This is a genomic window from Halosolutus amylolyticus (assembly GCF_023566055.1).
GTDB lineage: Archaea > Halobacteriota > Halobacteria > Halobacteriales > Natrialbaceae > Halosolutus > Halosolutus amylolyticus.
In genome coordinates, this window is record NZ_JALIQP010000007.1 from 99,307 (window position 1) to 112,318 (window position 13,012).

Genomic DNA, 13,012 nt, shown 5'->3' on the forward strand with positions numbered 1-13,012 from the left:
TACTCGCCCTCACATGGTTGCGGTGCTCGCTTTCGTTGCCGTCACGCTCGCGTTTGCAGGGGTGACTGCCGTGAGTGCCGACTCTCCACCACGACCGGGCACTGACGACAGTGAGTTAGACGTCAACGAGACGGCGACACTCTGGTCGAAAGCTCCGAATGAGTGTCTCAGTGATGCCGAGTACGAGGAACGATACGATGAGCAGCGAACGGCCATGCAGGAACTCGGCAATTGCACGGATATCACATTCAAAGAGCCCCCAGATACCGCTGAACGCTGGACTGCATACGATTACGAGTCACTTGAGGGTGGAAATGCAGAGACTTCGATCTATCCTACCCATGCAGAGCTAACAGATTCTGTCCTTATCGCCGATGCACACGCGACGACGTTCTCGATCCAGCCGTCGACGAGAACACACATAGACGAAAATAGGACCGTTCACTACATCGCACCGGAAGGCGAACTCAGTGGATTCGTCGATTATCGTGTTCGTCTCGACAGCAACTCGTCAATCCAAGACCACAGAATCGACGAAGTCCGCCTCTTACACGATGACGACGTTGTCGAGACCACAGGAGGAACACAGATTCCGACATTCGAATATGCATTCGATCGTGGTGGCCCGGCAACACTCACACTCGAGGCGGATATCAGCGCTCGAGTCGAACGCGATCGTGGCAATGAGACGGAGGTCATCACCGACCAGGTGACCGTCTCTCAGGACCTCGATGTAGAGGTTTACGATCTACGGGCGTCGATCTACCACGCATCGTATCCAAACGGCGACAGCGGTGTCGCAATCTATCAGACCCAACCGTGGCATGGATACACGCTTTCGGATGATGGTGAGGCGAACGTCCGTGGTGTGTGGCGATACTACACGGCTCGAGATACCAACTGGGACGATCTGATACACTCGAGTCGGGACGGTCAAGAGTCGATACCATCCGACGCCCTCCCCGTATACGTCCACGCGTATCCATCCGAGCTAGGCCCGCGTTCAGAACCCATCCGTGACGGTCCCAAGATTCTCGAGGTCTGGGGGACAGAGAGTTCGTCTCCAGAACCCTCGATTCACGAGAACGTCGACATCGACGTCGTCTCCGAGTCCTATACTCGTTCTTCCGGTCTTGCTCTCCGGTACGATGGTATCGATCGAGATGCTATCAGGGTCGACGGGATTGTTCGCGGTGTCTCAGCAGAAATCATTGAACCCGATGGAGGGTTGGAACGGGAGATACGCGAGAGTGACCTCTCTGTCGAAATCATCGAATCAAACGCGAGTGCAGTGACGTTGCAGATTGAGCTTCGCGATGCTGAGACGGGAGCGCCGATCATGCTCGAGAGTCCGTTCGACGATCCACGATTCTCACTGATTGGCGCTGCTTCGCGTGAGGGCTACATTACGATCGGCGATCAGGTGGTGCGGACGAACGCAGCTGGCATCGCAGAGATAACTGTTCACCAGCCGGGCATCTACACCGCAGAGTACCATCCCGGTTCGTGGCGCTCGCACAACCCAGCCTATATCGGCGATACAGCCACAGAAACGTGGCATCCGTTGGCCACCCCGACAGGCTGGTTCACATTGTTAGTCGATCTTATCCGGTATGCCATTCCCTTTGCTGTCGCACTATACGCAGCGAAGCGGATCGGCTCGTTCTTGAAAATGAGAGATACGTTATGACAATTCAACAAACACCACTCGATAGACGCACCGTTCTCGGAAGCATACTCGTCGGGATCACTACTGGACTTGCTGGTTGTTCTGCGTTGAGTGATTCTGATGACGACCCATCAACAGACCCCGGTGGAGAGATTATCCAGAGCGTCACGGTCGAAGGGCTTGAGCTCGTGGTTGAACTCGAACGGGATGCAGTTGACCAGCTGAACCTCATCGATCCCTCTGGCGAGCTGTTTGCCCAACAAACGATTGAATCGGGGGTGTCCAAAACTGCGATCGAGATTGGGACCGACTATCCAGTTGGCGAATACGAACTCCTTGGGCTTGCAGACGAGGAGACCGTTGAGACGACGTCAGTTACGCTCGAACCGGATCTCGAGTTAACAGAACTCCGGTTGGCCAGGAATTACCCTGAGGAGATGTACGAGGGTGCGAGAGACTCCAGTACGGAAGCAGAGGCGATACTTTCTGTGACGAATCGAGGAACTGGACCAACCGCAGCTACCGCGCTTCGGTTCGAAGGCGATGTCCCGTTCCCGACACACGAGAGCTACGATGAGGCTGGAGAGAGTGGTATCTACGATCCAGAGAATGACTTTGGAGCGGATGCAGAGTCAATAGCTCTCCCTGCAGGAGAGACAGTCCTGATCTACAGCAACACGCGACCCTTTTCGCCAGCGGGTACACGATCGAAATGCGATTCGGTTGGACAGGGCGGTCAGTTCACTATCCGCCTCTCTACAAGCCATTCCATAGATCTCACTCTTGACTACGTTATCCACTATCTCGGTACCGCTCCCGATGATTGTGAGATCGACATTGAGAGGGACTCGTAATGTCGTGGTCACTCTCGGATATCGGGATCAAGTGGTTCGAAGACGCAGTTGACAAGCTCATCGAATGGTTCCAGGAGGGATTGACAGATGGCTATGAGGCCGTCACGGCACAGGTTTTCGGCACGCCAACACCGGAGACGGATGGCGCCTTCGTGTTTGGTCAACCGTCGAACACACCGTGGGAAGAGATTCATGGCAATCTCGTTGCTGGGGAGATCATGCTCGTTTCCCTGTTGTTGCTCGTGATGTGTGTCCAGGGAAGGCATACGATTCGAATCTTCAATATCGGCAGTGCGTACGAGACACGAAAGGCAAAGCGCAGTGCCTGGACAGGTGCGTTCCTGATCGTAACGTGGTACTGGGTCGCTGTGTTAGCGCTCTATCTCGTCGACGGCTTCACCATTGCCCTTCTCCCAGACGTCTCGACGGTAACCGATACAATGATCGACTTGCTTTATTTGACCATTTCGAACCCAGCACTAGCTCTCTTCCTCACTGGAGTTGGCGCTGTCGCCATGTGGATCTTACAGGCGCTGTTCTTCCTTCGCGAGATCCTGTTGTACATCTTGATCTATGCGATTCCGATCGGTATCGCACTGGCCTATGGAAACCTTCCTGTCGTCTCTCACATCGCCCGCACGGTCTGTATGAAGTTCGTACCGCTTGCGATTATGCCGATTCCAGTGGCGCTGCTGTTCAAAGGGTATGAACTCCTGTTCAGTGAGGGGACGGACTCGGCGCTTGTTCCGGATAGTTCGTTCCTGAGCTACCTCATCGCGGTTACGCTGCCACTCCTTTCGATTCTCATCGTCTGGAAGCTGTTCAAGTATGCCAGCCCGATGACGACGAAGATCATCGGAGCGACGACCAAGGGCGCAGTAACAGCTGGCGCAGTCGTTGGGGCCGGTGTTGTTGCAGGCCCTGCTGCAGCAGCCACGACTGCGGCGTGGGGACCGAAAGCGGCTGCTGGCTATACGGCTGCGTCGAAGATGCGCCAAGGCGGTGGCTCATCCCAACAGTCTGGAAACTCGAGCGGCAGCGGAGGACGAACCGACCACGATAACGTTGCGACAGATGCGTACGGCCAGGAAGGCGTCCCGGCGTACCGTCGCACCGAGAACGATCCGGGGTATTACTGAATGACACGAGATCACGATGCAGCTGGCCGTCGAATCATGGATGAGCTGGGTGAAGAGAGTCGCATACCGATTCTGAACATCGAGGAGGGAGACGTCTATGTGCTCCTTGGCTTCCCGATCGGTGGCCTCCTCTTTGGTGGGCTCACGGGACTCGATGGTGCGATCTTACCGTTCGTCCTACTCGGTGTCGTCCTTGGTGGGTCGATCGTCTACGCGTCACCCAACCATCTCCCGGCGTCAACGTGGCTGGGAGACGTCTACCGCCACTACTGCAAGCGGCCTCGGTTCACCTACAGCACGGAGGCCACGGCTGAGTCCACCGAAGCGAGTACCGAAGGCGGACTCGTGAGCTATACGCCGTTCAAGCCGGACGAACGAACACAGGATCTCACGAACATCAGGCGAGCGTGGCCTGGTGCCGGTGCAATCGAGCGCTCCGATGGCGCGATGGAGGCCTACCTCGAGATCGATCCCGGGAACATGGACTTCGCGATGTCCGGTGACTGGGCTCAGATTCAGCAACTCGGCGAGGAGTTCGCGAACAAGGAACTCGACTTCACGCTCAAATTCCACGCTACGACTCGGTCGTTCCCAGTCGAGAAGCTGATCGAGCGAATCGATGGGCGGCTCACTGACAGCGACGTCAAGCAGAACCCGATCTTCAAAGAGTTACTCGAGGAGTATCGCGAGCAACGTCCGCGAGACCTCGAGGGGACCCAACAGGTACGGTATTTCATCGGCGTCGAAGTCGACCCCTTCGAGGTCTACGATCGGTATCAGGACGAACAGTCGCCCGCTGAAAAACTCACCTCGTTTCCGGTGGTCGGCTTCCTGTTCAACCCGTTCGTGACTCGTCGCAACGACATGACCGACGCGGAGATCCGGGCGGCCATGTTCGAGAAACTCGAGAACCGCTGCCACGGTCTCCAGACGGAATTCATCCAGAAGGCATCAGGATGGTCCGCTCATCGGCTTACGACGGTCGAACTATTCGTCCTTTCACTGGACTTCTGGAACGGCGAGGAACACGAATACGACGACGGAGCGGATGCAATTCGTGATCATCCGACCATTGATCATCAACGGAGGGTCGATCAGTGATCGACGCACTCCCCGATCCAGGGACGCAGGCTGGGATTGCCCTCTACATCGGTGCAACGGCATTGCTCACGCTTCTCGTGAAGTGGGGATGGGACCGCTGGCGAGCTGAAGACGTCGAAGAAGTCGAACTCGCGGATCTCCTCGAGGAGGCGACCGTCGAAGACGGCCTCGAAGAGGGTCAGGTCCTCGACGACATCGCCGAACATCATCAACACGTCGTCGCACCGGCGGCGATCGAGTGGGATACGCGGACCGCTCGCGTCGGTGATCAGTGGACGTCCACACTCTACATCGCCGATTACCCGGATTACCCGAAAGACGGCTATCTGACCGAACTCTTCGAGCTCACGGACGTCGAGTTCGATCTGACGGTCCATATCACCCCGAAGAGTCAGCAGCAGGCTCGAGACGAACTCCAGCGAGTGGCCGACGACCTCCAGGCCGATGCTGACCTCGAGCGTACTGTCCGTGGGAGCTATCTTCAGGAGCGAGCCAACGAGGCGCTGTCGACGTACAAGAGCGTTGAGAACGGGAGCCGGGTGTTCGAGCAAGGCATGTTCATTACGGTTCGATCGGAGTCACGTGACGAGCTTCGTGACGCCGTCCGGACAGTTCGGAGCCGGCTTCGTGAACAACCCGCTGGACTCTCGCCGAAGACGGCTATCTGTAAGCAAGACCTCGCCATCCAGGCTGCAGCGCCAATCGGCCCCAACCCGTTCGGCCGGGAGGCCACAGCACTCGGTGGTGCGGTCGGTGCGTTGCTCGCGTCGCCACATAACGCCACAATTCTCGAGGACGGCGGCGTCGAGTTCGGCGTTCACTGGAAGAACCAGAGTCCGGTCGTCATCGACCCGTTCGCTCGAGAGAACGGCTATGCGATGTTCACGATCGGTGACCCTGGTTCTGGCAAATCGTTCGGATCGAAGCAGAACTTCATCCGTTCGATTGAGCAAAGCGAGGACCGTATCGGGATCATCCTCGAGCCGCTGAACAACTGGGCCGGTGTCGCCGAAGCCCTCGGTGGTGAGCGAATCACAATCGGCGGGGAGATGGGTTTGAATCCCCTCGAGATCAAGCCCACTCCCGAACGTGTGCAACGGGCAATGGGCAAGGACGCCAGCCCGTATCGCGAAAAGCTCGATAGCGTGATGAGCTTCCTCTCGAACTATTTTGCGCTTCGGGGAATCACACTCGGCGACCGCCGGACGACGTTGGAGACCGCGATCGAGCGTGCCTATTCACGCAACGGAATTACCGACGATATCGCGACTCATCACAACGAGAGCCCGACGATGCGGGACGTCCTCGACATCCTCGAGGAGATGGTCGAGACCCCGGAAGAGTACGTCGTGCGGACGGATGAGGAAGCGACGAAGATCGGCGAAGACGCAACGTGGCTCATCGATCAGCTTCGCCCGTTCGCGGAAGACGGCCGGTACGAGAATTTGGGCCGAGAGACCGAATTCGACATCCGCGACGAGAAGGTGATCTATCTCGATCTCGCCCAGCAGGAGGGCAGTCTCGGTGGGAGCACGAGTCTCGTCATGCAGTTGTTGATCTCGTTGGTTTATGAGCGAGCGAAGGAGACGGACAAAGAGGTCGTCTTCGTCATCGACGAGGCTCGGTACATCATGCAGGATGCGGCGAGTCTCGAATACCTCGAGATCGTCTTCCGTCACCACCGACATCACAACCTCTCGATCCGACTTGTGACCCAGACCGTCGACGAGTTCTTCCAGCATCCAGAGTCCGAGGCGATCATCGACCAGTGTGCGATCAAGCAGTTCCACCACCTCGACGGCATGGATCGTGAGTGGGCCAACGAGTTCGGCCTCAACTCGGCACAGATGCGCTTCGTCCAGGAAGCCGTTCCCGGCAACGACCGGACGGGCTATTCGGAGGCGCTCGTCGGCGTCGACGGTGAGTGGCGGGGAATCGAAGTCCGAGCAATGGAAGACGAGACGGCAGTGATCGACTTCGATCCGAAAGCCCAGTCACAGACTGAGTTGCCAGGCCGTTCAGCAGACACATCTACAGAGCGATCTATGAATACTAATCCAACAACCTCACGCCAGGTCTCAACTCCACCACAGACTGATGGCGGTAAGCACGGAGGTGAATCGAAACATGAGTAACAACGAGTATCTGAAAGTGACTCCGACGTCGGGACCACTCCGTCGGTCGGATATTCCAGCCGCTCTTGAGAGTCTTCATAAACTGTCGAACCCAGCGGCAGAGAGTTTCTGGAACCGGGTGAGGCCCAGAGTGGACACAGCTCCACCAACGTTCGAATTCCTCGCCGTCTCTGCAGGTCCTGATGCACCAGTAGAGTTCTACTACGGGGTCAACCAGGAAGAACACCTCAACACGCTTGAAAAGCGCCTCCGGTCGATTTACCCGACCACGTTCACGGTTATGCGAACGGAACTCGATCTCGAGGCGGTTCTCACACCTGAACCCGACTTGGCGGGGGAAGATCTCGAGTCTGAGGAACAGGGAGCGTTGAACCGAGAGAATCCTCGAACTGATACGGGAGAGAGTGATTTGGAAGGTTTCGATGAAGGTGAAATAGAAGACGAAACCCCGAAGCCCTCACCACTGGGGGTCGAGTGGCTCGGTAAAACTGGCCGCAAAGAAGACTGGATGACGACCATCGCGCCGTTTGTCGTCGACGAACCCGATGAAGAATATGAATCAGAGCAACCTCCGCTTTCGGCCGTTGTTGAGGTCCTCCATGAGATGACCGCACCGACTGTCTATCAGATTCTCTGGCAGCGCAAACCTGATTGGCGGGATGATGCTGAAATCCGAAAAATGGACCTCAAAGAGGGACGCGATACTTGGGCCGAGGACCTCATCGGCTCATGGCTCGAGCCTGTCGATGCAGATCCTGCAGATCGAGAGCTGTCTCAGGAGACAAAAAACCGTATTCAGAGAATCGACGGCAAACACCCACGTCGAACGTTCACCGTCAATGCTCGAGCCGTTGCAATGGCTCCTGGCGGCGATGTTGAGATCCGCGCAGAACTCGAGCAGCTGAAGGCAGCACTCCATCCACTCGACGGTCCGTTTTACGAACTCTACGGACTGCGTATCCGAGAGAAAGGATACCTCGATCGGCAGAAAGCCAAACGAGCTCAACGCCATCTCGAGCGCGTTCTCAACGGAGAGATGATCGCTGGTAGCGGGAAAAAGCGGCCAGATTTCGTGTTCAATGCGGACGAACTCGCAAACGTGGTTGTTGTCCCGAGCGCCGATGATTTGACTGTCGAGGGCTCTCGAGGGGCACGATCAGAGCAGCGCAGTCGCAATCCCCTGCCACGACCGAATCCCGATTTGATGGCACAGTTCCGTGAGGGGATGGCGATCGGATATGCACTTGATGAAAATAGTACGATCCAACCAGATCCGGTACGGATTCCGCCAAATCTCTTAACGAGACACTACGGCAGGTTTGCATCAACTGGGGGCGGAAAGTCGAAAGCAATCATCAATGATGCGCTGTCTCTCAGGGAGAGGACGGGTGGGCCGGTTATTATCGTTGATCCGAAAGGCGATGGGATGTGTGCGAACTACCTTCGCTGTCACTATAACCGATTCAACGGAGTGGACAACACCTATCAGTTCTGCGTTCCCGAAACCCTCCCTGCTTTCTCTTTCTTCGATATCCGTTCGACACTTGAAGCGGGGTGGAGGCGCGAGGATGCGATCCAGGACAAGGTCGATCACTTCCACGACATTATGCGGATGGTCATGGGTCGCAAACAGTATGAACAGGCGTTCGTCGCCAACGAGATTCTCAGCTACCTCATCAAGGCGCTCTTCGACGAGGAATACGGTAGTGACGCCTTCGGCCTCGATGATCTCTTTGCGGCTGCACTCCAGATGCAACGCGAGCGGACAGTCCCTCCTGTCGCTGCCGAGAACCAAAATGTCGAGGAGTCGCTTACGCGCCACTTTGAGAAAGATGACCGACAATTCCAGGTGTCGATGGACGCCGTTGGGAACCGCCTCGACAAACTTAGAGAGGACGCGCACCTGCGACGTATCTTCAGTCACGTTCCGGAACAGGGGGATAACGGCGACTACGTCGACAACCGATTCGACTTCTGTGAGTTCCTCGACGAAGATGCCACGATCTTGTTCGACTTGGGTGATCTCCGCCCGGAGGCTCAGCGAGCAATTACACTCCTCCTGTTGAGTAACCTCTGGGACGCAGTGCGGGTTCGTCGACGTGATGGGAAGACAGACTACGAGAATCTCACCAACCTCATCATCGAGGAGGCAGCCCCCGTCGCCTCGACGAAACTCGTTTCCGAGCAGTTGCTTCCCCAAGGTCGGTCGTTCGGCCTGAGCATGGGACTGGTGATGCAGTTCCCCGGACAGGTCAGGAATCGAAGCGAGCGTGCCTACGACGAGGTCCTCAACAACATCAAAACGAAGCTTATCGGGAACATATCCATCGAACGCGACCTCGCCGAGTCGCTGGCCCACGAAGACCTGAGCCCGACTGATCTCCGAAATCGGATCAACACGCTCCCCAGTGGGGAGTGGATCGCGCAACTTCCGAGCCCGTCATTCGGGGAGACGGGTCCAGCCCCGTTCTCGGTGAAGCCGCTCCCGATAGCAGCCGGTCATCCAGAGAGTGACGAGCCGCTCTCTGTCGAACAGGAGGACCACTTCGAGGCCGTGGCCCTCCCTCGGCTGTCGGAGCGAACACAGACCAAGCACGGGCTTGCTGAGGGGCCAAGCGAATCGGAGGCAGCCGACAATGAAGGATGGGGAAGTAGATCAAACGATGCACGGTCGACATCCGCAGAATCGGCTAGCCCTGTGGACTCGACGCAGTCGTCGTTCATCGGACAGGCAACCAGTGGTTCAGCAGCCGACGAAGAGAACGAAGGAAACGAAGGAAACGAAGGGGAAGACAGGAATACCACCAACCCGCTCTTTGGAGATCCTGGGTCAACTGAGCCAGAAGAGCTAATCGGTGAAGAGGAGGGGACCGCTGCCGACGAGAACAGATCGTCACCAGTACAGGCTGGTGGTGTAACCGTCCCGGATGACGAGCTTCGACGGCGCGGGCTTACTCACGACGACATCCGATTTCTGACCCGCATCCTCGACGTGATGAATGGTGACGCACCGGATCATGGACTCTTGGATTCAATGAGTGCGTTCAAGAACGACTTTGACGACCTGGACGTGCAACGGCTCGTCGATCAAGACCTGCTGGAGGAAGGACGAGCGTGCGGTCGGAAGTACTACACCGTCCTCCCGGCAGGGCGAGAACTGCTCGGCCAGAAGCTCAAGGTCGGCCCTGGTCAGGGAGATGTCGGGGAGAAGACGCCGCACAAGGTCGGTGTAAAGCTGCTCGAACTGTGGTTAGACTCCCACGAAGACGTCGCACAGGTCGAATCCTACTATGAGTACGATGAGGAGACGGTGTTCGACGTCGCTGGCTTCGATGCCGATGGGGAACTCGTGTGGGTCGGTGAAGCTGAACTCGCGAGTAACAACAAACACGCGCCGGTCGACGACTACGACAAGCAGAGTGCAGTGGATGCGAACGCTGTTTGGGCGTTCAACAGACGCGAGACAGCCATCGAGGTGCTGGAATGTCTCTCAGAGGCTGATCGAATTGAGAGCAGTGTGAGCGGGCGTGCAGCCCGGTCGTTCTCGGATATTCGAGAGGCTGTTGAATCGTTCGACGCAGCTGGGCTGACGACGATTCGGAGCTTCAACAAACTCGACCAGGAGTGGAACACATGACGTGGCGTCACGCAACTCGCGAGGAGATCTACAGGTACTACGCCGAGGAGTTCCCCTCATACCGTGACGAACTCCCGTCGTTCATCACAGCGAAGGGGCCGAAACAGTACGCACTCGCATTTCGGGAACCCCACCCGGTACGGAAAGATGGAGTCCCCGACAAGGACTTCATTCGGCGAGATACGTGGCAGACGAACACCTCCGGTGAGCGGACCACGGCAGCGTTTCAGGAGTTCGACGACGTCCTCGAATTCATCCGGCATCCAGCACGGAATGATCCACTCGGTCGGAGTAACTTCGCGCTCGCAGATCCAGACCTGCTTGACAAACCAGACCCGTGTCCTGATGCAGTCTATTACGCGCTGGATCACTGGGAGCGACCCTGGGTCCTCCTCGTCGACATCGATGCGAAAGATATCGCCAGGAACCGAGCAGCGGATACGGTCTCGGAGGACGTCGACGACCGGGATGACGATGCGTTCCTCAACGCCGCAGGAATCCTCGACGCTGCTCCCGAGGGGTATCCGTATGCCTTTGAGGATATCGAACGGGCCATCGAGTATGGCTTCGAGCTGCGGGATATCTTCGAGGACGACTTCAACGCCGAGGAGACGATGGTAGTGTACAGCGGTCAGGGCGTTCACGTCTACCTCTTCGATTCGGACCCTGCCCATCGGTACGACGCCAAGAGTCGAGAAGTGCTGAACGACCTTCTGCAAGACACCTATGAGATCCCCATCGACCCAGTGGTTACAGCCGACCGTCGTCGAGTCGCCCGACTACCCTATTCGTTGCATGCTGACGTCTGCAGTATCGTCACGCCGATAGAGAGCCCGAACTTCGACGTTCAATCTGCGACACCGGAGGTGCTCCAGTCATGAGTCAGTCGACGCCTGTCGAGGACGAGCGTGCCGCCTATCGCGTTGCGACGCTCCCGCTCGAATACGGCACGACCCGCATCAACCAGCTGTTCACGCGGGGCTACAATCGATATATCGTCGACGGCGAAGACCAACCCGAAGATTTGCTGAACAACCTCGAGCGGTTCGGGACAGCGGCGTTCAAAGAAGACATCAGGACAAACGCAGCGGAGGAACCGTTCGTCGACGAACCGGGAACACTCGCCGTCCTCGCGACGTTGAGTGCGATCTGCGTCAAGGCACACCCGAAGTTCGAGCACGCCCCACCGCGAAAGGTGCAGGTCCTCTACGATATTCGCGAGCTATACGTCAACAACCTCGCCTCTCTCCTGCGAGAATTCGGTGACGGGAGTCTTCAACAGGATATTGCAGAGGTGTTGTACGCGAAAGGCCCCGGAGAGGATGGTCCGCACCCGGGTCGCGTTTGTACAGGAATCAAGGAGGTACCCGAGTTTGGTGAGGGGTTGTATCTCGAAATCCCGATGGCTGCGGCGTCGAGGGACTGTCTCGTTCACGCCGACACCGAGCCAGGAGAGACCGGAGAACTGCTCACTCGCATCAAGGACAACTGCCTCTACGTACCGGTCGGTGATTTCGACACGAAGTATCGCCAGTACGCCAGACGTGCGTTCAAGAAGCTCCTGCGAGTCCAAGAGGAGAACCTCTCCGAAGACCAGCTGACGTGGCTGACCACGAATGAATCGGCCATCACAGAGCGCATCGACCGCTTCATCGAGACGGGACACCACGAACGAATCTGGCGAGACTGGAACCCCGGCGAACGGACCATCCGTGTACTTCGGGACGCGATTCGAGACGCTCCAGACGAAGTCACCACGCTGGGAGCGTTCCACTCAGCGAAGGAGCTGTTTGAAGCAGTGGAGGCGTACGACCCAGAAGCGGACTGGAAGCGGGACGTATGTAATCGTATCTCGAGTCCTCGGAGTCTTGGGAATCTCCTTGCATCCCAGCGCGACCATCGGAATCTCACTATCCGACAGCACGGAAATACGAACCACTATCGGATTCAGGAGTCTTCGCGTGGCGTCCAGCCTCTTGACGTCGAGTCGATCGAAGATCTGTTCGAGCTCCCCTGTATGGCGAACATGGCCGAACGCCTCTACGAAAAGAAGCCAGTCCGAAAGGACCTGTACAGCTTCGCCCGGATGGTGATGTGGCTGCCACAGTACCAGGATAGTGACCTCGATACGATTGTCGGGGACCTTAAGGGCGTCTTCTCGCGGTGGTCATGGTACGATGAACAGGTTACCGACTACCAGATTCGCTACGAATTCTCGAATACGATCGATGGCGACACCCCGCTTCCGATGAACTGCGACAACGACGATATGCAGCGGTACTGCATCGGACAGGACCAGTGTCCATACTCCATCTGGGGAAGTCTCCCCTTCCCAGACGAGATGTACGACCAACTGGATGAGGCCGAATCTACCGGAGAAGAGTTCTAGCTCTGCTGGGAACCAATTGAATGTGAGCAAAGCGGCGCTGTTAGAATTCTCAATTGCAAATAGTTCGTTGAGACCGTGCTGAATAGGG

The 13,012-nt window shown here is 57.1% G+C and carries 8 protein-coding genes; all 8 read left to right on the plus strand.

The window, feature by feature from the left end; genetic code table 11:
• The first annotated feature begins 13 nt into the window (after positions 1-13).
• Genes MUN73_RS20830 through MUN73_RS20865 form a run of 8 tightly spaced genes read left to right on the plus strand, consistent with a single transcriptional unit; the run spans position 14 to position 12,924 of the window.
• Positions 14-1,690: a DUF8186 domain-containing protein gene (locus MUN73_RS20830; RefSeq protein ID WP_250142445.1), complete on the plus strand. Its 1,677-nt coding sequence runs from the start codon at positions 14-16 to the stop codon at positions 1,688-1,690.
• Positions 1,687-2,523, plus strand: a complete 837-nt coding sequence (locus tag MUN73_RS20835; protein ID WP_250142446.1) for a hypothetical protein — start codon at positions 1,687-1,689, stop codon at positions 2,521-2,523. The genes MUN73_RS20830 and MUN73_RS20835 overlap by 4 nt, the downstream gene beginning before the upstream one ends.
• Positions 2,523-3,662 (plus strand): TrbL/VirB6 family protein, encoded by a 1,140-nt coding sequence (locus MUN73_RS20840; protein WP_250142447.1) that lies wholly within the window; start codon positions 2,523-2,525, stop codon positions 3,660-3,662. Before MUN73_RS20835 ends, MUN73_RS20840 begins: the two co-directional genes overlap by 1 nt.
• Entirely contained in the window at positions 3,663-4,763 is a 1,101-nt protein-coding gene (locus tag MUN73_RS20845) for a TraC-like domain-containing protein (protein WP_250142448.1), read from the plus strand.
• Positions 4,760-6,898 carry a VirB4 family type IV secretion system protein gene (locus MUN73_RS20850; protein ID WP_250142449.1) on the plus strand — a complete coding sequence of 713 codons (2,139 nt, stop codon included), beginning with the start codon at positions 4,760-4,762 and terminating at the stop codon, positions 6,896-6,898. Before MUN73_RS20845 ends, MUN73_RS20850 begins: the two co-directional genes overlap by 4 nt.
• Positions 6,891-10,535, plus strand: coding sequence for an ATP-binding protein (locus tag MUN73_RS20855; protein WP_250142450.1), 3,645 nt, complete (start codon positions 6,891-6,893; stop codon positions 10,533-10,535). Before MUN73_RS20850 ends, MUN73_RS20855 begins: the two co-directional genes overlap by 8 nt.
• Positions 10,532-11,416, plus strand: a complete 885-nt coding sequence (locus tag MUN73_RS20860) for a bifunctional DNA primase/polymerase (protein ID WP_250142451.1) — start codon at positions 10,532-10,534, stop codon at positions 11,414-11,416. Before MUN73_RS20855 ends, MUN73_RS20860 begins: the two co-directional genes overlap by 4 nt.
• A complete protein-coding gene (locus tag MUN73_RS20865; protein WP_250142452.1) occupies positions 11,413-12,924 on the plus strand; it encodes a primase-associated protein in 1,512 nt (503 codons plus the stop codon). The genes MUN73_RS20860 and MUN73_RS20865 overlap by 4 nt, the downstream gene beginning before the upstream one ends.
• Positions 12,925-13,012 lie beyond the last annotated feature (88 nt).